The following is a 22,396-nucleotide window of genomic DNA, read 5'->3' as shown; positions in this document are numbered from 1 at the left end:
CGGTTAAAACGGAATCTCATCCGGCTTGGCGCTGGCCATGTAATCTTGGTAGGCAGTGATAACCACCTCCACCATCGTGAGCACTTCCTCTTTGCTGTACTCCGCCAAAGGGCGTTGCATACCAATGCTGGCCACATACTCCCCAAGAGAGGGGAGTGCGGCGGCCATAGCAGCTTTTTCCAACTCAGTGGCATCCACCATGTTGTGAACCTCCAAAATCAGATCCTCCGGCACAGCTCTAACCTTGCGTAACAGCCAGATCAGAACGTGTGAGGAGTGACGTTTTAAATGACGCTGAAAGAGTGACCGCTCCTTACGGTTCAAGGCTGCCAGCCCAACCCGGCGGGTACGCAACCCAGGCGGCAACTTGATCCATCCCCAATCCGGGTCGTGCCAGGTGCTCTTTCGGCGTGTCCATGCCATGGCCATCACGCCACCTCCGCCAGCGCCTGTCGGTCCGCTTCAAATATCAAACTGCGAATAGCAGCTTTATTGAAGCGGAAGGTCAGCAGCGCTGATGCGTGGTAACGGGTCAGCCCCATATCCATGCGCATGGCTGGTGGCAGATATTGAAGCTGCTTATCCGTTGGGGGTTGGTTGAGCCAGGATTTGGTTTTATGTGCCGACTCATCGGTTTCGCTCTCATTGAGCCAGTCATCGGCGGCAGCAAGACAGATGGTACGTTCACCGATAGAGAGCAACTTGGTGGGCTGGCCCTTGGCTCCACCCACAGCGTGCCAGTTGCCATTGAGGAAGAAGATCCCACCCCAGGCGTGGAAGCCGTTGGCCACCATGGCGGCATCATCTCCGAACAGGTCAACCCAGCGGAAGCTGGAGCGTTTGAGCAGGTCCACCTCGGACATGATGAAGTCGGTGATGGATTCCGGCCCTTCTCCAGTAACTTCCGATTCCCACACATACCCACAAAGAGAGCACTCCCTGACTGCCAAAGGCACGATGGCCTGGCACTCGGGGCACTCCTTGGTGGGAGCCGCTCCCTGGATCTCCTTTCCATCCAGGTTAACGTCCTGTTCCAGGGAGCCGTGAAGGATGGATGAAGTGCCGAAATCCAGGACAATACAGTCGGTCTTGACCAGTCCAGGAAACAGGGCGGGATCCACGGTGCGCAGCCCGCGCCCCACCATCTGGATCATGGTGGATTTGTACGAACTTGGCCGAAGCAGAACTACGCAGGATGTGGGTGGATGATCGTAGCCTTCTGTGAGAACCGCCACGTTCACAACCACCATGGCTGAACCCTTTTCAAACCGAGCCAATGCTGCTTTGCGCTCTGCGGTGGTAAGCTCTCCATGGACCATCACCGCTTCCACATCCGCATTGTTGAAAGCATCTGTAACGTTCTGGGCATGATCCACGGTGGAGCAGAATACGATGGTCTTTCGGGTGCCGGCTTTTTCCTTCCAATGTTTGATGACAGCCTCGGTGACCGGGGCCTTGTTCATGATCTGGGACACCTCGGCCATATCAAAGTCGTCTGCTGTCTTCCGTACGCTTTTCAACGCATCCTGAGTGCCTACATCGACAACGAATGTACGGGGTTTAACCAGATGGCCAGACTGGATCAATTCTCCAAGCCGCACTTGGTCAGCAACATTAGAAAAGATCGGTCTGAGAGCCTTTTTATCACCACGACCACTGGTGGCAGTCAGACCATAAATCATGCAGTTTGGGTTTATTCCTCTAGCCGAATCAATAATGCGGGTGTAACTGTTGGCCACCGCATGGTGGGCCTCATCAATTACCAGCAAATCCAGATCTGGCATGGCATCCAGATTTTTCTGCCGGGCAAGAGTGGGCACCATGGCAAAGGTGGCGCGCCCGCGCCACGATTTGCCACGGGCATCCACTACAGAGGTGGAAAGCCCTGGATTAACCTTAGTGAATTTCATCACATTCTGCTGGGTAAGTTCGTCCCGATGAGCCAAGACACAGGCTTTCCCACCACTTTTGGAAATCACACGACCAACAACAGCTGAAAGGCATATGCTCTTGCCCATGCCGGTAGGACCAACAGCCAATGTGTCACCATGTTCGTAAAGGGCATCGACCGATCTGCGGACAAAAGTCTCCTGTCGAGGGCGAAGGATCATTGATGGATCCTCCTGAATGGCTGTGTAAACATGCGATGAAGGTTCCAGCCACGATCAACGCGGTGTTGCAATGCCTGAGGTCGAACCCCAAGTTCCCGCGCCCAGTCAGAAACGGTTTGACGCTTACCATTCCACTCCAAATAACGATTCCTGGACGTATTGCTGGCTTGCCTTTCGATTGGAATGAAACGGCAGTTTGTAGGAGTGTAATCACCGTCCACATCGATTCGGTCGATAGAGAGCCCTACTTCCCATCCTTGTTCTAGTGCCCAGGTATAAAAAGCAGAACGGTCATCACTCCACTCTTGACACACACCGATGCCGCGCCCGCCATATCGCTCATAGCGATTTGTCTCTGGCCGATAACACCGTTTCATCATGTTGTCGTACATCCAATGAAGTTTGGAATGGTTCAAACCGTGTTTTCGAAGTATTTGAACGGCTGCTTTTGCTGCCTTGAGAATGGAAGCCTCTCTCGCACACTTACAGCCGATATTCTTTCCTTTCTTTACGGCTTCGTTTAGCTTCGAAGTGCTTTGGATGGTTTCAAATCCACACTCACAACGGCATTTCCAATGCCTTCCTGGCTTGGAAGTGTTGAAAGGTGAAAGGACGACAAGACGCCCGATCACTTTTCCCACCATATTTAGCTTAGCCATCTTTCACCCCCTTACTGCGCCCAACTTGGCGTTTGGGTCGGAGCCGCAGGGGCCGTTTGCTGCAGAGGGGCAGACTGGGGCTGTTGCGCATTGGGCTGCCACCCCTGGTTGGCCGGTGCAGGAGGCGCTGCCGGTGCGGATGAACCGCCACCGCTGAATCCCTGGTACTCCTTGTGATCAGGAGTGATGGCGAACTTGATGGTGTTCTTATCCGAATCGTCCCTCTGATCCTTTTCCACATCGATTTTGGCCAAGAACTCAAGCCCATCCAGGTCAGCCAGTCCATTAATGCGCCGGGCCTGTTGGGCTTGAGGGGTGTTGTCCTTATCCTTGAGGCCACGGGAAGAGTTGAGGATCGCTCGAATAAAAGAGCGCCCCATATTGCCCCATTCCGGGCCCTTCTGGCTGAATAAGCCGATGTTACTCCACACCTTCCGTTTGGCGTATTTGCCCTCAGTGATGACATATTCTACCTTGAGGAAAACAGCCCCAGTGTCGGCATTACGCGTAGCATACCCACCTGTCCAACCCCGGTTGGGGTCATCATAACCACCAGGCTTGATGGTCATGCGCACCGGCGCAATGGTCCCTTTGGGAATCAGGTCAAAACTTTGCTGACTCTCAGCGTTGTTGAAATCGTTCCAGTTGTTATCCATGATGGTCATGCTCCTGTGTTCATTGCCATGTCGACGGGGGCGCCGGTGGCGGGGGCGGCTTCGGTCACTTTCTTAGGGCGTTCGAAGCTAAGCCTTTCCGCTGCCGGTTTGCCGGGTTGATGTATTTTCTCCATGAGGCGACCCAGATGGGGCTCCTCCACCATGGTGAGGCGACCACTTCTGTCTTTAGCCGGGTATCCCCATGGATTGAGTGTCTGGCAGATGAAGGCTCGATAAGACGGACCCTCCTCGGGTTTGACCTCCACCATGCTGATCACCTGATCTACAATACCGGGCAGTTCCAGACCGGTTTTTGATCCTTCAATCTGCGGGGTGTAGTAACGCCGATTGAAGTCGTCGGTCTTCTCATCAAGGATGCCGACAAACCAGACGTTCTTGCCCCGGGTATGCTGGAGGTGGGTGATCCAGGCGATCATCTCCTGGCCGTGCAGCCCGTAAGCGCCCCGCAAATCTGGTTTTCCGGTTTTCTCCGAGAACGCCTGGGGCTGTCCCTTGCACCATTGGAAGCAGAGCCGCCCAGCCACGGTGATGCTGTCCACGAAAATGCTCTGGTACTTGGCCATGACCCCGGGGTCGCCATACTTCTGTAAAACAGCGTTGTAGTGCGCCTGACTGTAGTGCTGATCATCCCTCAGCGCAGGGTTGGGGCCGCCAATGAACACTGCAAAGTTGCGGCACTCGTCCCAGGTGCGTGGGCGGATGGTATCCCCGGGCCACCCCTCCACGGCCAGGTCGCCGGCCTCTAGGTCAAAAAACAGGGTGGAATTCGGATCGACGGACCACAGCAAAGATGTCTTGCCAATGCCGCTGGGGCCTAGAATTACCCCCTTGATGCCCCGTTGCTCTGCCATGCGCTGGTCGGCGCTGATGATGGGGAGGCCGCTCATACCGTAGCCTCCTGCTCATTCCTCAAAGACAGCTTGAATGTGGGCTTGCCAGCCTTGACGGTGCGTGCCCCTTCAAAAGCGCTGCGAATCTGGGAAGGCCAGGCTTTGAACTTGGTCTCGGGCACCTTGTAGTCGACATCCATGTACTCGTTGGGGTCTTCACCCGCCTTGCGGATCCGGTCAAACAAATCTGAAAGGCGCTTCTGATCCCAGTGAGGGCATTTGGGTAGGTCGGCAACCACCTGCACGTCGCCATCGCTGAAGCGTACGGTGCCGAAATCCTTCCCGGCTTCCGTGCGCATCAGGGCTGCCTTGTCGGCATATTTGCGGCTGAGCACGCCGTCCAGAAGTTCCTTGACCAACTTGGCCCTGTTCATGGACTCGGCGGCTTCATGCTGCAGTCGGGCAAGGGTGGGCGCATTGAGAGCAGCCACATCACCCATGGCCATCTGCCGCAGGTCTTCCAGGTTGATGACGGATTCTGTATTCATGGTCATTTCTCCTCTTCAGTGATGCCGTAATCTGCGTTGAGCATCGCGTTTTCAACCGTTTGAAGGATGCTGCGCAGGCTGGTCTGGATCGGTTTCAGATCGTTAATGTGGAAAACGGAATGTTTAGCTGTCAGGGCTAATTCCATCTCACCCAACAAGTGGACCGTTCCTTCCCTAAAATCAGAAATTCGACTTTTTTCCCCGTCACTTGGCCGCGAGCTTGGGCAAACAGGTAGCAGAGCCGATCGTCTGACCAGAAAAACGCTTAAACAATAAGTTAATCAATAGGTTCTGAAATGACATGCAAAGCCGGTCGAGGTCCAGCTTCGATGGGTACGCGGAAGATGGTTTTTATGCAGGATTGGATTCGGGTTCGATTACCGGAGTCGAACCGGCTGCCCAGGCTTCTGATTCTGGACCTCTGGATTCGCAGGTCCAATTTTGGACCCTTGATCTGAATGTCACGGCGACCGCCAGGAGGGGCGGATTTTGAGGGCTGTTCCAATTTGTAGGAATGGAGTATTATGCTATATTATCAGCTTCATACAGATTATATTCGTCGCGGTAGGTTTTGGCTATGGATCGTTGGTTCACCTTTCTGTTCACCCTCTTTGCGCACCACTTCACACCACGGCATAACGCTGAGGTCCGGCTGCTGAAAGCACAGATCCAGATTCTGCGCGACCGGGTGCCGACAGGCCGCATTATCCCGTCCGTGGAGGAAAAAGCCGAGCTCGTGCGACTGGGGGCCATTTGCGGCCACGATGTGGGCGAACTCATGGAGGTAGTTAAACCAGCCACCTACCGGCGCTGGCTCGATCGCAGCGAGAAAGGCGATGTACCGCAAAACGTCGGACGTCCCCGCATCACCCAGGAGATCCGGGACTTGGTGATCAAGCTGGCAAAGGAGAACGGTCTCTGGGGGTACAGGCGAATCGTAGGTGAACTGAAAAAGCTGGGCCACCATATCGGCATCACCTCCGCCAAGCGGATCCTGAACGAGGCAGGGATCTTCCCCAGCCCTGAGAAGGAAAAAAAGAAACCACCCTTGCCATGGGGGACGTTCCTGAAAGCCCATATGGAATCCACCATCGCATGCGACTTTTTCTCGAAGGAGGTGTTCACTCTGACCGGCGTGAAGACCGCATATGTGCTGTTTTTCATCCACCTGGAAAGCCGCCGGGTGTTCTGCAGTTCGCCGTCCTATTCGCCGGACAGCGCCTGGGTGACCCAGCAGGCCCGGAATATGCTGATGTGGTGTGACGACGAGGGCATCACACCCGAATTTCTGATCCGGGACGCCGACACCAAGTTCACCGACTCCTTCAATGAAGTGTGGAAATCCGAGGGGGCCAGGGTGATCCAAATCCCTCCAAAATCGCCCCAGGCAAACGCATTCGCGGAGAGCTTTGTGGCGTCAATAAAGCGTGAAGCTCTTGATTTCTTTATCTGTGTGAGTCGTAGGCAGCTGGATTACATTTGCCGCCGATGGGTGAGCCATTATAATTCTGATCGTCCACATCAGGGTGTCGATATCGGCAACAACGTGCTCCAAGTCGATTTCAGGCCGTCTCAGACGGGGGAAATCCGGTGCAGGGAGGATCTTGGCGGAATTATCCGATCCTACTACCGCGAGGCGGCCTGACCGGCTGCCTGTTTTCATTTTTTGATTTTTCAGCGAGGTGTGTGATGGCAAAGAACCCCTTTATGGGTAAGTGGCGGATCGTTCATATGGATGAATGGGGGGAAGATTATCTGGACTTGGTCGCCCCCGCCCATATCACGTTCGATAAAGACGACATGGGGAAATTCCAGTTCGGTGCCGTTCAGGGCTGGCTGGATTGTCGGAGAGGCTCGCGGGACGGCTCACCCATCATTGAGTTCTCATGGCAGGGGCAAAATGACAGTGATGAGGCTTGTGGCCGGGGGTGGGCCAAGTTGACGGCAGAAGGTATGGAGGGACATCTGTTCATCCACGCGAGTGACGACTCGCCATTTCGCGCAGTGAAGATGGTCGGCAAGTGAGTGGGCCGATCAGAAAACCGCCGACCAGCGGGTGTCTCTCCGCGCCATCTGTTTTCAATAGAGAGTACCCTTGATGTCATACCATGTGGAAAAACAGTGCCCGAAATGTGGCCAGATGCTCAGGGTTCCGAAAAATATCGGTGGAAAACTGATGGCTTGCCCTGCTTGCGGAAACAAGATCATTTCCGATTTCAAATTTGGCGGCGTCAGGAAGCAACAAGGGCTTGCCAGAAAAATTTTTGAGTTGCCCGGCATGATGCTGCAGCGACTCTTCAATCTGCTGCGTTGAGAGGGGGCCGCTTGGTGTAAACGTCATGCTCTGCCCTATGAGCGCCCCCCTTTTTTTCGCCTGAGAAAATGCAGCAGCCATGGCGCTCGTGCTGCGTCATCATGAAATTTCAGCAGAGAGTACTTCCACTGGAACTCCGACTTCCTGGGCAACCGGTGTCCAAACATCAACACCATCAGCATCTGTTTCTATAGTTATGATCAAGGAGTATCGAGCGCCAAATTGGCTTCTATCCCGTTTTGGTTGATCCTTCCACCAGCCGGAAACCGGGTAAATCCCGACGATACCACGCTCCGCTAGGTCTGCAGCAGTGCCATCCCAAATATCGAGATGGATGGATCCTTTATTTCTCGCTTCGCCAATAAACCAGTCTGACATGCCGCTCCCGCCATCTGGTTTTCCTTCGTCTTCATCGAGGGCATTTTTGTTGAGCCGTTTATGGAATTCCTCAGGGCTCTCTGTTGGCAGCTTCAAGTCGAATCGGAGGCCATGCGATGCATAGCGGTGACGTTTCTTCCAGCCACGCCTCCCCGGATTTGGCTCTATAAAATACGAAAGGCATACACGCAGACGAACCGGCGTCTCACCTAGCTCTTGCAGAACATCTTTTGGCCAAGGCAGCTCGTGCAGGTGCATGTCGTTCATCTTACCCTCAGTGAACGGAGAGATGGACGCCTGGGCGATCAGGGTCAGCGCATCGTTGGCGCTCCTGAGTGCACGGTTGAGACTCGGAACACCATATCCATAACGGCGCACCAGTTTGGCACGCGCCTTTTTCCCGCTTGCGGCATCAAGATGTGCTTCCATGGCTTTAGTCCATCTTGCAGACTGAACGATTAAGGCTCGGATGGACTCTGGCCACAAGTTGGGGTACTCGGCGCTGATGATTGCAGCCAATCTGGCTGCCTGTGCGGTAGCAGCACTGGTCGCCCAGGAAAAGGTAAAGCTTTCTTTCACTGGTTTGAAATTGGTCGTCAACAAAGATAGGTCAGGGATTCCATCGTGAAAATCCCTCCCATCTGAGGCAACATTTCCTCCCTCTAAAACCACATCCGGCTTGAGTGGCCAGCTATCCTGGAATGAAACGGACGTAGTGCTCCAAGGAGACAGGTCTCCTGGAGGTGCCAATGTTGACCACCCGGCATAGGATGCGTCGTTAATGATAGATTTCTCGGTAAATGCTCCAACTGTCAGAGCATTCCAGGCGTGAGCGGGGTCGTGGATGGCTTCGACATCGCTACGGTCGAGATAAGCTTGCTGCAACTGGGCAGACTGAACGTTTCCGGCGCTGAGAATGAAAAGACGGGGGACGTTCGCGCCAGGGTCATCCAAATACACGAGCCCATGGGTAGATTGATCGAAAGAGCGGCCTGCTGCCAGTGCATCAACTGCTGCCGACCAGGATGTTGGTTGCCCACGGTCACGCTCGTCAGTGGCTGTCACAGCCATTGAAAAGGCACGGCGTCGATGTGGTGCCTGGATTTCTGGTCGTGCTACGGCTTGCGCAGTCAAAGCACCGTATAGCTCTGGTGGATTTTTTCCTTGGGGAGGAAGAATCTTGACCGATTCAAGCCTGTGCGGAATCACAATCGGCGTACTTGAGGCCAGCACATGAGCTAAATCGCCGTAACCAGCAAGCCCGGCCATCTCTGTGCCGTGCCCTTCGTGATCATCGCTTCCCCAGGCTGGATTAATGGCCGTGGCATCTTCAGACGCAAGAATTCCGCTCAGGAGAGGATGCCCATGATTGACACCGGTATCTAGGATGCAAACAGCTGTCGCATCATCTGCAGACAGAGAGGTTCGATTTTTGAGGTCATTTACCCATTCTGCCTGTTCGGTGGGTGACAGATCATCGACAAAGAATCCAGCGGCTTGTTTCGCTAAACGTAGCTCCGCAAAGTCATTGAGTACGTCAAGTGAAGCGGAGAGTTGAATAGTCGTTCCCCTGACCAGGATTACAATCCGATCATCAAAACCAAGCCGGAGTTCTCCGACGACTAGATTTGCCTGTTCAGCGAACTCCAGCAGTCGGGCAAGTTCTGAGCCGTCATGCCGGCGCAACCATACCTCCCACCAGATCATTTCGTCATCTGCAGGGTATACATCCTCCAAGTCGGTCCATAGTGCCTGCAGTGTGGCTTTTCGCAGAGCAACGATCCGCTCCACGAGATCCTTGTGGCAAGGTTTACCTTTTTTGGTCGTTTGTTCTGCATACTGCTCGAATCGATCAAAAAAATGCTTCAAGGAACCATCAGGGATAAAAACGGTTGCCAGTTGAGCATGCCGGTCATCATTGGTCGACTTGTAACGGACATTGAGCAGCTCAATCCCCGCCCTTTTGCTCTCAAGGGATTCAAGCTTCAAGTCGAACCCAGGAGGACTTTGAAATTCGACAGTGATCCCTGCTACCGCGCCTGTTACAGCGATATCGGAAGCCCTTCTGGCGGCTGTCGCTTCTCGCTGAGCTGTTTCCAGTGCATTCCGGAGAAATGCCGCATGCCCAGCGTGATCGGTTGGTCCAGAATAGGCCGATTGTTTAATATTCCGTTGGTGCGGAGTGTAGGATTCGGAACGGGGTCGGTCGGGAATGAGAAGATGTTTTCGGTTCCGAGGTGCTGCCATGGATGGGAAACTCCTCGGGGTTAACGATGGATTGCATGCCGATCGCGCAGCGCATCGACAAGATCATCACTGCTGATGTTGGAATGGCGTTGGAGAATGGCGTTCTTGGCAGCATGCTCGCAGGCGCGGGTGAGATCCGAATGGCTCAACCCTTTTCCCGCCTCCAATACATCTGGCCAGTTCACTTGGGATGTATCAAGCAGGGCCAAACGTCCGCGCATGACCTGTTCCGAAATTTCAGGCGACGGCAATTGGTACTCGATCACAGAGTCGAAGCGGCGGAATAGGGCTCGATCCAGGATCTGAGGATGGTTTGTGGCCCCTGCCACTATGCTGTCAGAATCATCTTGCTCCAGGAATTGAAGAAACGAGTTCAGAACTCGCCTAATTTCGCCAACTTCATTCTGTGACGTGCGTTCACTTCCCAAGGCATCGAACTCATCAAAAAAGTAGACAGCCCTGGTCTGTTGGATGGATTCAAAAATCAATCTCAGTTTTGCGGCAGTCTCGCCTAGATATCGAGTGATGAGACCATCAAGCTGGATGGTAAAAAGCGGTATACCAAGCTCCCCTGCCAGCGTTGATGCAGTCATCGTCTTGCCTGTGCCTGGAGCACCAACAAACAGCAATTTTCTGATTGGCGACATTCCGTGGGCACGCAGCTCTTCTCGTTGACGCTGCTCTAGAAGAATCCGCTCTAGACGATTCTTTATCGAATCATCGAGGGCCATCTCACTAAAGCGAACATTCGGATACGATGCGATTAAGAGTCCAGAGAGTTCACCGCGAGGTTGAACAATCGGAACTGGTTTTGTTTTTTGCCCTGGTGAATTGAATTGGTCGTGAGATTTGATGCGGTCAACTAAATCTCTTAAATCTTTGGCGAACTTTGTGTGCCCTTGCCGGGCAGCTCCTGCCGCCACCTGCATAGCGATGGCATAAAAGCGCTCTTCGTCTCCATCTGCATGAGACTTGATCAAGGCTTTTACGTGGTCAGCAGTTGCCATTTCTATATTCCTTCTACACCTTTCTACTGTGTTGCTTGCCGAGTCAAAATAGAGTCCAGACAGATCCATCCAGTCTCTCACTCGCAAGTATACTGTAAAATGGCTTGCAAGCGTACCTCCTACATAAGGAAAAGCTGGTCCGCACTATTAGCAGATAAACATGCAATTTATCTGCCGTGGTTTGTGTGCTGGTGCGCCATAGAGTGAGGCAGATTGGTCTGATTTCCCACATGATAACCAGCCATGCGGCCAACTTGGCCATCAGGAGTCAGCGCCCCAACGGCCACCAACGCTGAAATTTCACGGCTTGAGGTTCGGATGGAGATTCCCAGCGCCTCAGCCAACTCCTGCCGGGTGATCCGGCCATGCGCTCGCGTGAGAGCAACGGCCTGCTCCTGGCGCTGCGTGAGCTGGAGTTCAGCACCCCCACATTGGGATTCTGCCAAAGCGAAAATCGGCTGACCGGAAACCATAGACCGCGTCACGTCTCCCTCAGCTACCATGCCGCTCAGGTGCCGGTGAATCGTGGCCTTGGGGGTCTTCAGCCTGCTCTGCAGCTCGACCAAGGCCAAACTGCCCGATTCCTGGAGCGCTGATGTGATCCGCTCCCTCACTGACATGCTTGGATCTTCGACGTCGATGGCATCCGGCAGGTGTTCAACCAGATGCTCAGCGCCAATGTTCCTGGTTGCATCCACTGCGGCTGCCAGGATGACATTCTGCAGCTCCCGAATATTCCCAGGCCAATGATAGTGCATTAGGAGCGTTTGGGCATCCCTGCTCAATCCCGTGCTGGTAAAATCATCTCTGGATTTGAGGAATGCCCGAGCAAGTTTGACGATGTCATGTCCGCGATCCCTAAGTGAAGGAAGATTGATCGCATATCCTTTGAGGCGAAAGACCAAATCTTCCCTGAATTTTTTCTCCACAGCCATCTCCGTCAAGTCACGGTGGGTGGCTGAAATAATCCGGACATCCACCTTCTGCACGGCCTTTGCGCCGACGGGCCGGACTTCTCCTTCCTGGAGCACACGAAGTATCTTGGCTTGAAGTTGAAGAGGCATATCCCCGATTTCATCAAGTAAAAGAGTCCCTCCATGTGCTTGAACAAATAGACCATCCTTGTCGCTGACTGCCCCGCTGAAAGCGCCTTTCTTGTACCCAAACAGCTCCGCTTCCAGCAATTCCGCTGGGATGGCGGCGCAATTGACGGCCACGAACGGTTTCTGAGCTCTGCGGCTCTGGTCATGGATGAATTGGGCAAACAGCTCCTTGCCGGTACCACTCTCACCGGTGATCAGCACGGGCAGCACCGTCTTGGCGACCTTCTTGGCTTTGGCCAAGGTCTCCTTCAGGGCGGCGCTGCTGCCGATGATCTGGTGCTGTTTGCTGGACACGGTACCCTCTCACGTTGATTTGACGTGTTCAGGGTAGTGGTCCGGTGTTTGTTCATGCCACGGCGGAACCACGGCGGAACCAAGACCAAAAAGGCTCTTGAGTTCCGTCCGGCAAGAGCGAATTCGCTCTTGGTTCCGTCTTGCACGAGTAAATTTGCTCTTGAGTTCCGTCTTGCAAGAGCAAAAATGCTCCTGAAATAAGTCCGGCAAGACCAAATTTGATCTTGCCGGACAGAAAAGCTTTTGTTTTGTCGAGGGTAGCCATTAATTTCATCAAGTTGTCGATGACTCCTTGATCTGTTCAATCACCGCTTTAATCTTTTTAGAAGCTTTTGCTTCAATTATCCGGACTCGCTCCCGCGTTATTTTCATTACCTTGGCTACATCTTCGTATCGCAGATTTTCCATTCGCATATTCACTACCTGGGCTTCTCTAGCTGAGAGATGTTGCATTGCACGCCCCAGCATGATCCTTTTCTCGACAACCTCTTCGACTTCTTCAGCTGTGGCAGGTCCAGATGATTGCCCAAGAAACATGGCCATCTGGTCTCTGGTCATAGGCACTTGGATTTGGTTTCGGACTACGTTCCCCTCAATTTGCTGTTCATTGAACAACAACGCTGGCATACAATTGAGCACCTCAGCCATTTTCAACACAGCATGCCTCCACTCTCCATACTGATTCAGTGGTGAAAGCTGCATATTTATTATCTTGTAGAGATTACCTGGTCTAACACCAGCCGTTCGGGCTAACTCAGCCACAGAAGAGATTCCCGCTTTGCGCATAGCATAGGAGATCCGCCCATTTTTTATCTTTAATTCGATTTCATAATCCATGGCTTACCGTCCTTCCTGCATTAACCCTGACATATCCCTCACATCTTTAAGCGGATGCTCAGCCAGCGTTGAATGGTTAATATGCCCAATGGCGATTTCAGGATTGATACGGTAGCTCCCCTGTTTGTTGTTTTCATAGAATGACAACTCGCTGGGCAAATGCAGCGCTAAGGTGCCACTGAGCGTGGATACACCTTTGAAGCCCTGTTCATCCTTCGAGCCAAGGTCACTCTTATGGACCCACCCCCGCTCATCGCGCACACGGGCAGCCACCATCTTCATCAAAATAAGGAACTGCGCATTGGGCAACGGTATAACTTTGTCACCAAGCTGAATGCAGGTCCGTTTACCGTGCAGTTCTCCTGTTACGGACAGCTCTTGGCCAGATGGCGGGATGCTATGTGAAGAATGCTTAGGCGCATACTCCCTCTGTGCTAAAGCCATAATTCGTGCACAGTCCTCATGATTCTCCCGACCACTTTTGACCAAACAGTCCTGGATCTTGACATGAAGTGGTGGATTATTTTCTCCAAGCGGTTTGAGAATGAAGTCATCCGCCCCGTTCTGCAGCATTCCAATCACATTGAACATCTCTTTGGCGTGACCACTCATGGCCAGGATCTGGAGATGGTGTTGATCATTGTCATTCCGATGAGGGTAGCGATCTCGAATTTGGCGCTGAAGCTGAGCACCCGCCTCAACCATGGGGTAGATGGCATCGGCATCCACTTTGATCTGAAGATCAAGAATGGCGAAGCAGAATTGCCCTTCCTCCATCAACCGCAGCCCCTCTTCCTGGGTCTCCGCATGGATGAAATCATGGCCAAGGGATTTGAGGAGATCGCCTAACGCTTCTGCCAGATTCAGGTCATCCTCAACAATCAGCGCCACATGCTTGTTTTTCGCTCTGTTGCTCACCATTTCAGATCCTCCTGCTTGACTGGTAGAGAGATGGTTACCGTGGTGCCTTTCCCTTTTTGGCTAGAGAGCTGAATGAGGCCTGCATGGTCAGATTCAATGATCTTCTTGGCGATGGTGAGACCAAACCCTGTGCCATCCGGCTTGGTGGTGGCAAAGAGCCGAAAAGCGCTCCTGACATCCTGCTCTGACATACCTGTCCCTTGGTCAGTAATGGAGAGCATCACCCTCGACCTGTTCACCACAGTAGCATGGACCTTGATGGCCGGTGCGCGGTCACAAGCAATGCATGCATCAATGCTGTTCTGAAGGATATTGGATAGCGCCTGCAGGAGTAGATGACGATTGATATCCAGCATGATGCTTTTAGGGACAGAGAGCTCAACGTGAAGCGCACTATTTTCAGGCTTGCGGTCCCTTATCAGATGAATCGCCTCATCAACGACTGAGATCAGGTTTTCATTTTGAAACTCCAGCTCAGTCGTCTGGGTAAGGGTTCGAAAGGAGTTCAAAATGGCCATCATGAACTCAAGGCGCTCTTTGGCCATTGTCGTATGCTTTTGGATCAACGCCCGGTTGAGCCGTTTCTGCTCCAGGGCTGTTTTCAACAAGGTAAGGCTCACATCCATGGGCGAGATGACTTTGACCATTTCGTGGTTGAACTCCCTCACAAACTGGTTCTGGAGCTTTTCCGCGACCCGTTTGGCGGCTCCCCGAGCATGAGCCCCATGCTTTTCCTCAAGATCTGAAAGCCACTCCAGCATAAGATCCCCATGCTCATCCTTGAGCAGGTCGGTTTTGGAGATCTCCTGGCGCCGATCCATGGTCCGTTTCGCAGCGCTCTTCACCCAGGCATTGTCATCCTCCTCCAATACAGCAATGATCCTGTCAAAGGTCTCATGGCGCAGAAAGAGGATGGCATGGGCTAGGGCTTTGCGGACCTCCCACTTCTCATGTCGGGCTAAACTAAACATTTGCTCGCCCAGCCTGGCGTGTACGAATGGCTCCATGGCGGCGTAGCGGAGTAGACCGCCCCCTTGATCCACAGCATCCCTTACGGTGGGCCAATTGGAGGAGCAAAATGCTTGTAGAAGCCCATCCAAGCCTGTCTCCGGTTTAATGGTATCCATCATGATCAGTGACCGTACCTTTCCTTGCGCTGCAGGAACGCCTCGCGGCCACCTTCAAGCAGTGTCTCAATCTCACCCTTTACCTCATCAACGCTACCAGCGCATTGGATGCGTCCCCGCTTACCATCTGATGAGAGTACAAAGACCCGCTCCGCCTCTCCCAGAACCGGTATGTTGGGGTTATGAGTCACAAAGATAAGCTGGCGCGTAGCTTTGGCTTTTTTGATGGATTTGACGATGGTATCGAAGATAAAGGCGTTATCCAGATTGTCCTCTGGCTGATCGATCAGAAGGGGACGGTCACTCTCCAGCAGGAGAATGGGCAAGATAGTGGTGCAGCGCTGGCCCGTAGAGAGTGCGGTAGCATCCTTGTAGTTATCCCCATCTTGCAGCTCAATCCGTGGCAGATCATCCAGCTCTACCACTTCCAACCGGTTGGCAAAGCCATTATCCGAAAGCAGATCGATCACACGGGCAGAGCGTGTTTCATCCAGTCCGGCCACATCTGAGAGCCGTTTAACATCCCGCCTGTGGATGATGGTGCTGACCTCTTCAGGGGACAGATTCTGAACCACCTTCTCCACAATGGATGCATATCTCAATCCAGACCCTTTGAGTCCTTCGGAGAGGAGATCAGCGAACGCCTGCCGATTGCCAGACTGGGTGATGGTGACCCGGATCATGGGGTCAAGCTGTTTGGTCAGGCGGTCAGCCACATTTCGGCGTAGCAAAAAACGTTCATCCCGCAGATCCGAAAGCTTCGAAGTCATGGTGCGGTGTGTCTCTGACAGCTCGGCATGCTGCTTTTTGAGCTCCTCAAACTGGCGTCTGGCCTCAGTCACCTCCAGATGGCGCTTTTGGATCTGGTTGCGCTCAGCAGCGCGCCCTTGCTCCTCCTGAGATCTCTCTACCATTTCCCGGTATGCCTGCTCCTGTTTCCCATGGCGAAGCTTTAGCTCCTCATCAAGCTGAGAAAGCTCTGTTCCTGCGATTTGGCAGAGCTCCTCAATGATGGGGACGTTCTTGATCATCTCATCAAGCATGTACTGCACATGGCCAGAAGCCGCTTCAAAAACCGCCTCGTTGGGGCCTTCCAGATATTCCGGGTTGAAATGGGCATTGAGCTTCTGCATTAGTGCGCTCATACCCTTCTGATAGCGGGACGAGAAAGCATCGATTTCAGTTTGAAGTGCATTTAGTGATTGGGACTCCCGGTCCCGCAGTGCCTTGTGGGCGTGGGCGGCATTGATGGCTTCGGCGTCAGGCCCATCAGAAAGCTGCTCAAATCCCTTCAGCTTCTCTTCAATGGCAGTGAGCTCTGATGCGGTTTCAGCCAGATCTTGCATCTGGCGGTTAATTTGGAGAAGCTCACCCGCGCTATGGTTGATGTCTCGCATCAGCTTGCTGATATCACCGTTGATACGCCGAATGCTCTCTTCTTCAAATTGATCGATCAGCTTCAGTTGAAAGCCTGTATCTGTAGCGATCTGCTCAATCTCATTCTGGCTGTAGATATCGGCTTTGAAGATGCGGTCCCGATCCAGAGAGATGGTGGTGATCTCTCCTCTCTCATTGAGAACCTGGCACTCATCATTCCATGGGCGGTCAGCGGTATACCGCATACCATGGGCTGTTTGAATTCCAAGCTTTACTCTGCCATTGGCCAGATTGTTCTGTACAACGGAGTGAGCGCGAGAGCGACTGTTGCGCTGCAGCTCAGGCATCAAGCCCAGGGTGTAACGAATAAACTCCAAAATGGTGGTCTTGCCTGTTCCGCGTCCTCCAATGACGCAGTTGAGACCTGGGAGGAATTCCAATTTCCCCCCTTCAAGAAAGCCCCCTGAAAATTCAGCTCCCAAAAGGATGTGGTTACCACAAGCTGGAACGATCTCTTCTCTAGCATTCATGGTCTGACACCTGTTACTGAGCACAGCTTCCAAGGAAGCTGGCGATCAAAAAAAAGATAAAAGCAAATGGATATGTGCTCGTTTGCACGCCGAATATAAATGTCGCTATAGGTTGAATGAGGATGGCGTTGAGAAACCACGCCACCACCATCGCACCAATAAGAAAACCAATGATCTCACCCATCTCTCCCTCTCAATCCTGCAGACAGATCGGTTTTAAAAACCTGCTCACCTCCTTTATTGGATGTGCTGGTGGCAACTCACTACATCCAGCAAGTTGGATCAGCAATCGTCACCACCCCCACCAAACATCCCGAAGGTGATGATCAGCAGGATTAGCGATCCGGCGACGGGGCCGAAAATCCGCAGGATCAGGCCAGCTACGGCGTAGAAGAACCAAAAGATCAGCCCGACCACGCCGATGAAAAGCAACAGCGATCCGAAATCTTCCATCACACCCTCCTATGAAGCTTTGGCGCAAATATCATGATCCCTGTCGGACATCAGTTCTGCAAATCGGTCAAGAAATGCCTGTTTGGCCTCAGACGGGCTCCATCCATGGATCTCCACCCCATCCAGTCCCTGAACCAATCCTGGCCATGGGGCTGGCTCAGGCTTCATCAGGGCCACCTTTTCTGTAGCCAATAGCTGCATGTCAGCCTTTTTTACTTCACGAGGCTGTTCTGGATGCAGCCCAAAACAATCAGCAACCACGGCCATGAGCTGGCTCTCAATCTCTTTAAACTGCTCAACATGCTGCTTCACCGGCCTTGGAACATCTGACACATAGGCTTCTGCTGCATCATGAAGCAATCCCCATAGAGCATGCTGTGGCTCCACCACTCTGGATAGATGGACAGAGTGCTCCGCTACAGAATAGAAGCGATTACAGTGACCATTGAAGCGACACAGCATAGAGAGAGCATGAGCGATATCTTGAATGTCCACTTCACCAGGGCGAGCATCCATTGGCCAGAACTGTTTGCCGGCAAAAGTCTGGATCCAGGAGCCTAAACGCTTTTCACACATGACTTCTTCCCCCTATACCTCTATAATCAAAAGCGGTCGGTTGACGACATTGCTTTATGCTGATAGTTTATAAACTATACCCATTATGATCGTCTGGTCAATACAGTTTCTTGACGGGTTTGTGATGACAAAAAAGCCAGAAAAGAGAAAAGCCAAGTCCGGCAAGGAGTTACGCTGGGGCGTGGAACGCAGAATGGAATTCATCGAATTCCGCCTCTTCTGGGAGGGGAAGATCAATCGGAGAGATCTGATTGAGAAGTTCGGTGTGTCCACCCCCCAAGCCTCTGCTGATTTGGGCAAATATCAGGAAGCTGCACCGGAAAATATCCACTACGATATCCGGGCGAAATGCTATTACCCGGATAAGGGCTTCAAGCCTAAGTTTCTGGACCCGGACTCCGATCGCTATCTGGCCAACCTTCTCTCGCTATCCAGTGGGATCATGACTGAGGAGGAGAGCTGGCTTTATAGCGTCCCCTCCTATGGTGTGTTGCCCCAACCGCATCGAGGGATTGATCCTGGCCGCCTTCGCAGAGTCGTAGGAGCTATCCGGGAGAAGTTGGCCGTTCAGATCCGCTATCAATCCATGAATGCGCCTGAGCCCGAATGGCGTTGGATTACCCCTCATGCACTGGCTTTCGATGGCTACAGGTGGCATGTACGGGCATGGTGCCATCGTGGCGAAGCGTTCAAGGACTTTGTGTTAGCGCGGATTGTCAGCATCCGTCTGACCAAGGGACATGATCTTGATCCGACCGAGGATGTGGAGTGGCAAGAGTTCATTGATGTGCGCATCGGGCCGCATCCCAAGCTGACCGACACACAGCGGACAGCCATCGAACTGGACTATGGCATGGAGGATGGAGAGTTGGTAATTCCTGTTCGGCGTGGATTCCTCTTCTACTTCCTGAAGCGCATGGGTCTGGATATCGATCCCAACGTGCGCCAGCCAAAGCATCAGCAGATTGTCCTGCTCAACCAGGAAGAGGTGGAAAAAGCCTATAGCCTCTCCGAGGAGGGCCATTCGTGAGGCGGCACTCCGGCCATATTCTGTTTGCTGCCTCGGACCTGAATGGATTCCTGGGGTGCAGGCACAGCACTTTTCTGGATCTTAAGGACCTGGATGAGCGCCTGCCTCGTGCTGAGGTGAGTGCACAGGATAGGCTAATCCAGGAGCGTGGCCATGAACATGAAGCTGAGTATCTGGAGTCGCTAAAACAATCAGGGCTCAGTGTCGTTGAGATCCCCAGTGAAGGTGGCTTGAGCGATCGGGTTCAGATGACAGCCGATGTGATGGCTGATGGGCCAGACATTATTTACCAAGCAGCTTTTTTGGATGGTCAGTGGCATGGCTATGCTGATTTTCTCCAGAGGGTTGATCGCCCCTCAGAGCTGGGTTCTTTCAGCTATGAGGCTGTAGATACCAAGCTGACCAAACATCCAAAGCCAAAGTTTGTCATCCAGCTCTGCCTCTATTCTGATTTTATCGCAAAGATGCAAGGAACACGTCCTCACAGTATGTCGCTGGTATTGGGGGATTTTTCTCAGCTCCATCTCCGACTTGATGATTTCGCCTATTACCACGCCATTGTTAAACAGCGATTTGAAGAGTATGTAGCAGCGCCCCCAGCAGAGTCCCAAGCTATGCCCTGCGGGTTTTGTGAGCTATGCAAATGGCGGGAACTCTGCGGAGAGCAATGGCTACAGGATGACCATCTAAGCCAGGTAGCGAATATCAAGCGGGACCAGGTGTTGAAGCTGGAGACAGCTGGCATATCTACAATGGCTACGCTGGCCAAGGTAGGCGAAAAATCAACAGTCCCATCTATGACGCAGGAGACGCTGGATAAATTACGCGCACAAGCTAAGCTACAGCTCCATAAGCGGGATACTGGCGAGAACAAGGTTGAGCTCCTGGATGCTGCGCCTGGTCGTGGCTTTTCCAAAATGCCTAAGCCATCTGACGGTGATCTCTTTTTTGATATGGAGGGAGACCCGCTCTACCCAGATGGGCTGGAGTACCTGTTTGGTTTCTACTTTACAGAAAGCGGACAACCAGTCTTTAAACCATTCTGGGCACATGACCATAAAGAGGAAAAGCGGGCCTTACAGGAGGTGATGGACTTTCTCGTTACCCACCTGCGAGCTCATCCCGATGCCCACATCTACCACTACAATCACTATGAAGAGACTGCTCTTAAGCGCCTGGCTTCCCAGTACGCCACCAGGGAAGCGGAAGTAGATGATCTGCTGCGTGGTCGTAAGCTGGTGGATCTGTTTAAGGTGGTTAGGGAGGCAATCCGAGTTTCGGAGCCCAAATATTCCATCAAGAACCTGGAAGCGTTCTACATGGAGAAGCGGGATGCGGAGGTGGCCACCGCTGGGGACAGCATCGTGGTTTACGAAGAGTGGCGACAAAGCCAGGATCCCCAGCTGCTTCAGAACATCAGCGACTATAACGAGGACGACTGCCGCTCCACATTGTTGCTCCGTGATTGGCTTCTCACCCTCCGAGCAGCGGACATGCCGTGGTTTGATCTGACGGCAGGAGCCCCTTCCGAAGAGAAACTGCAAGCTCAGCAGGATGCAGAGGAAAACCGAGTCCGCTACGAACAAAATCTTACCCGCGGCCATGAGGGGCAGGATTACGAATTTCGGGAGCTCGTTGCTCAACTCCTTGATTTTCACCGTCGAGAGGCAAAGCCCCAGTGGTGGGCTATGTTCGACCGGCAGGAGCGGACCGATGAAGAGCTGGTCGATGATGCGGAGTGCCTGGGTGGGCTAAAGGCGGATCCCAATCAACCGCCTTACAAAGAGAAGCGGTCGATGGTCTACACCTACCGCTTTCCGGCCCAGGTGACCAAGCTGAAGAAAGGCTCTCAATGCCTGCGGGCAGATAGTCTGGAGAGTGCCGGCACCATCGTTGATCTCAGTTGGGATCAACGGACAGTCAGCATCAAAAAGGGCCCCAAGGGCGGACCGCTGCCAGACGTGCTCTCCATCACGCCGCCTGGTCCCATTAATAACAGCGTGCTCAAAGACGCTGTCTATCGCTTTGCCGATGCCATCATTGCTGGAAGTGGTAAGTATCAAGCGCTGGCCTCCTTTCTGCGGAGAGGAAAGCCAGAGATCGCGGGACACGAGGCAGACACACCCATCGTTCCAGATGGTGACAACTCACTGCCCGCGATCTTCGAGGCAGTCGGCAACCTTCAAAACAGCTTCCTGTTCATCCAGGGACCGCCCGGAGCCGGGAAGACCTACACCTCCTCCCATGTGATCGTGGAACTGTTGCGCCGTGGCAAACGGATCGGCATCTCCTCCAACTCCCACAAGGCGATCAACAATCTCCTGGATGGCATTGAGAAAGCTGCAATCAAGGAAGGCATCACCTTCCGAGGACAGAAGAAGTGTTCTGCAAGCAATCCCGACTCTGTCTACCTCGGAGAGATGATCGAGAGCGTATCGGATAACGGTGGAATGGATCCTGAGTCAGACATCATCGCCGGGACCGCATGGCTATTTGCCCGGGATGAGTACCACGAAGTACTGGACTACCTCTTCATCGACGAGGCCGGGCAGGTTTCCCTGGCCAATCTGGTGTCCATGGGGCTGAGTGCACGGAACATTGTTCTCGTTGGCGACCAGATGCAGTTGGGTCAGCCCATCCAGGGTACACACCCGGGTGATTCTGGCATGTCCATCCTGGACTACTTGTTGGAAGGCGAGTCCACCATTCCAGCGGACCGGGGGATCTTCCTGGGGACGACGTGGCGGATGCACGAGAACGTCTGCCGGTTTATTTCCGATGCTGTCTATGAAGGGCGGCTGCACCCCGAGGCGGGCACCCGAAATCAGGCTTTGATCCTGTCTGAATCCGCGCACCCGGAGCTACGCCCCAACGGCATCCGCTTCATTGAAGCCAAGCACGAAGGTTGCTCCCAGAAGAGCGAAGAGGAAGGTCGAATCATTCAGGAGTTGATCGCCAGCCTGCTCGAGCAGAGGTACCGGGACCGGGATGGCAATGAGCACTCTGTGGCCCCCGATAACATCCTGGTGGTGACGCCCTACAATGTGCAGGTGAACTACCTGGCCTCCATCCTTCCCGAGGGGGTGCAGGTGGGGACCGTGGATAAGTTCCAGGGCCAGGAGGCGGAGGTGGTGATCATTTCCATGGTGACCTCTGGGGCTGAAGACCTACCCAGGGATATCGAGTTCCTCTACAGCAAGAACCGGCTCAACGTGGCCATCTCACGGGCGCGGACACTGGCCATGATCGTGGCCAATCCGAACCTGTTGGAAATTCCCTGCCAGACGGTGGAACAGATGCGGTTGGTGAATACGCTTTGCTGGGTAAAATCATGTTCCGCCGAATGATGGAGAAACTTGATGAGGCGACAAGCATTG

The 22,396-nt window shown here is 53.3% G+C and carries 23 protein-coding genes; 4 read left to right on the top strand and 19 right to left on the bottom strand.

Annotated elements, in window-relative coordinates; translation table 11 throughout:
• Window positions 1–3 precede the first annotated feature (3 nt).
• Genes MMC1_RS06640 through MMC1_RS21855 form a run of 7 tightly spaced genes read right to left on the bottom strand, consistent with a single transcriptional unit; the run spans window position 4 to window position 4,980 of the window.
• Window positions 4–429, bottom strand: a complete 426-nt coding sequence (locus MMC1_RS06640) for a DUF6511 domain-containing protein (protein ID WP_011712967.1) — start codon at window positions 427–429, stop codon at window positions 4–6.
• The gene (locus MMC1_RS06635; protein ID WP_011712966.1) at window positions 429–2,111 is read right to left on the bottom strand and encodes a DEAD/DEAH box helicase; all 1,683 of its coding nucleotides are present in this window, start codon (window positions 2,109–2,111) and stop codon (window positions 429–431) included. Before MMC1_RS06635 ends, MMC1_RS06640 begins: the two co-directional genes overlap by 1 nt.
• On the bottom strand, window positions 2,108–2,770 hold the full coding sequence (locus MMC1_RS19750) for a hypothetical protein (protein ID WP_011712965.1): 663 nt from the start codon (window positions 2,768–2,770) through the stop codon (window positions 2,108–2,110). The genes MMC1_RS06635 and MMC1_RS19750 overlap by 4 nt, the downstream gene beginning before the upstream one ends.
• 11 nt (window positions 2,771–2,781) lie before the next feature.
• Window positions 2,782–3,426, bottom strand: coding sequence for a hypothetical protein (locus MMC1_RS06625; RefSeq protein WP_011712964.1), 645 nt, complete (start codon window positions 3,424–3,426; stop codon window positions 2,782–2,784).
• Window positions 3,427–3,431: 5 nt separating this feature from the next.
• Window positions 3,432–4,334 carry an ATP-binding protein gene (locus MMC1_RS06620; RefSeq protein WP_011712963.1) on the bottom strand — a complete coding sequence of 301 codons (903 nt, stop codon included), beginning with the start codon at window positions 4,332–4,334 and terminating at the stop codon, window positions 3,432–3,434.
• Window positions 4,331–4,825, bottom strand: coding sequence for a hypothetical protein (locus tag MMC1_RS06615; protein WP_011712962.1), 495 nt, complete (start codon window positions 4,823–4,825; stop codon window positions 4,331–4,333). The genes MMC1_RS06620 and MMC1_RS06615 overlap by 4 nt, the downstream gene beginning before the upstream one ends.
• A 2-nt stretch (window positions 4,826–4,827) precedes the next feature.
• Window positions 4,828–4,980, bottom strand: a complete 153-nt coding sequence (locus MMC1_RS21855) for a hypothetical protein (RefSeq protein WP_160162673.1) — start codon at window positions 4,978–4,980, stop codon at window positions 4,828–4,830.
• Between the two features lie 422 nt (window positions 4,981–5,402).
• On the opposite strand from MMC1_RS21855, the gene MMC1_RS22135 reads away from it, so the two are divergent.
• Window positions 5,403–6,470, top strand: coding sequence for an integrase core domain-containing protein (locus MMC1_RS22135; RefSeq protein ID WP_011712961.1), 1,068 nt, complete (start codon window positions 5,403–5,405; stop codon window positions 6,468–6,470).
• Between the two features lie 44 nt (window positions 6,471–6,514).
• Complete coding sequence (locus MMC1_RS06605) at window positions 6,515–6,850, top strand: hypothetical protein (RefSeq protein ID WP_011712960.1); 336 nt, start codon at window positions 6,515–6,517, stop codon at window positions 6,848–6,850.
• Window positions 6,851–6,926: 76 nt separating this feature from the next.
• Here the strand turns inward: MMC1_RS06605 and MMC1_RS06600 are convergent, their stop codons facing one another.
• The 12 genes from MMC1_RS06600 to MMC1_RS06555 form a co-directional block, all read right to left on the bottom strand.
• On the bottom strand, window positions 6,927–7,220 hold the full coding sequence (locus MMC1_RS06600) for a hypothetical protein (protein ID WP_143711377.1): 294 nt from the start codon (window positions 7,218–7,220) through the stop codon (window positions 6,927–6,929).
• A gap of 18 nt (window positions 7,221–7,238) precedes the next feature.
• Window positions 7,239–9,764 carry a S8 family peptidase gene (locus tag MMC1_RS06595; protein ID WP_011712958.1) on the bottom strand — a complete coding sequence of 842 codons (2,526 nt, stop codon included), beginning with the start codon at window positions 9,762–9,764 and terminating at the stop codon, window positions 7,239–7,241.
• A gap of 20 nt (window positions 9,765–9,784) precedes the next feature.
• Window positions 9,785–10,771, bottom strand: coding sequence for an AAA family ATPase (locus tag MMC1_RS06590; protein WP_011712957.1), 987 nt, complete (start codon window positions 10,769–10,771; stop codon window positions 9,785–9,787).
• A 167-nt stretch (window positions 10,772–10,938) separates the two neighbouring features.
• Entirely contained in the window at window positions 10,939–12,168 is a 1,230-nt protein-coding gene (locus tag MMC1_RS19745) for a sigma 54-interacting transcriptional regulator (RefSeq protein WP_011712956.1), read from the bottom strand.
• 52 nt (window positions 12,169–12,220) lie between these two features.
• Window positions 12,221–12,442, bottom strand: a complete 222-nt coding sequence (locus MMC1_RS06580; protein WP_041640915.1) for a hypothetical protein — start codon at window positions 12,440–12,442, stop codon at window positions 12,221–12,223.
• Entirely contained in the window at window positions 12,442–13,005 is a 564-nt protein-coding gene (locus tag MMC1_RS06575; RefSeq protein WP_011712955.1) for a sigma factor-like helix-turn-helix DNA-binding protein, read from the bottom strand. Before MMC1_RS06575 ends, MMC1_RS06580 begins: the two co-directional genes overlap by 1 nt.
• Window positions 13,006–13,008: 3 nt before the next feature.
• Window positions 13,009–13,926: a response regulator transcription factor gene (locus tag MMC1_RS06570; protein WP_011712954.1), complete on the bottom strand. Its 918-nt coding sequence runs from the start codon at window positions 13,924–13,926 to the stop codon at window positions 13,009–13,011.
• Window positions 13,920–15,056: a sensor histidine kinase gene (locus tag MMC1_RS06565; RefSeq protein ID WP_011712953.1), complete on the bottom strand. Its 1,137-nt coding sequence runs from the start codon at window positions 15,054–15,056 to the stop codon at window positions 13,920–13,922. The genes MMC1_RS06570 and MMC1_RS06565 overlap by 7 nt, the downstream gene beginning before the upstream one ends.
• 2 nt (window positions 15,057–15,058) lie before the next feature.
• Window positions 15,059–16,870 (bottom strand): AAA family ATPase, encoded by a 1,812-nt coding sequence (locus MMC1_RS06560; protein WP_160162672.1) that lies wholly within the window; start codon window positions 16,868–16,870, stop codon window positions 15,059–15,061.
• 103 nt (window positions 16,871–16,973) lie between these two features.
• Complete coding sequence (locus MMC1_RS21850; RefSeq protein WP_160162671.1) at window positions 16,974–17,144, bottom strand: hypothetical protein; 171 nt, start codon at window positions 17,142–17,144, stop codon at window positions 16,974–16,976.
• A 98-nt stretch (window positions 17,145–17,242) separates the two neighbouring features.
• Entirely contained in the window at window positions 17,243–17,413 is a 171-nt protein-coding gene (locus MMC1_RS21845; protein WP_160162670.1) for a hypothetical protein, read from the bottom strand.
• A 9-nt stretch (window positions 17,414–17,422) separates the two neighbouring features.
• Window positions 17,423–17,989 (bottom strand): hypothetical protein, encoded by a 567-nt coding sequence (locus MMC1_RS06555; RefSeq protein ID WP_011712951.1) that lies wholly within the window; start codon window positions 17,987–17,989, stop codon window positions 17,423–17,425.
• Between the two features lie 124 nt (window positions 17,990–18,113).
• Here MMC1_RS06555 and MMC1_RS06550 point away from each other — a divergent pair, with 124 nt between their 5' ends.
• Both MMC1_RS06550 and MMC1_RS06545 read left to right on the top strand, forming a co-directional pair.
• The gene (locus MMC1_RS06550; protein WP_011712950.1) at window positions 18,114–19,019 is read left to right on the top strand and encodes a helix-turn-helix transcriptional regulator; all 906 of its coding nucleotides are present in this window, start codon (window positions 18,114–18,116) and stop codon (window positions 19,017–19,019) included.
• Window positions 19,016–22,366, top strand: coding sequence for a TM0106 family RecB-like putative nuclease (locus MMC1_RS06545; protein ID WP_011712949.1), 3,351 nt, complete (start codon window positions 19,016–19,018; stop codon window positions 22,364–22,366). The genes MMC1_RS06550 and MMC1_RS06545 overlap by 4 nt, the downstream gene beginning before the upstream one ends.
• The last annotated feature ends 30 nt before the right edge of the window (window positions 22,367–22,396 follow it).

The organism is Magnetococcus marinus MC-1, from assembly GCF_000014865.1.
GTDB lineage: Bacteria > Pseudomonadota > Magnetococcia > Magnetococcales > Magnetococcaceae > Magnetococcus > Magnetococcus marinus.
The sequence above is the reverse complement of the archived record's forward strand: the minus strand, read 5'-3'. Positions and strand labels throughout refer to the sequence as shown.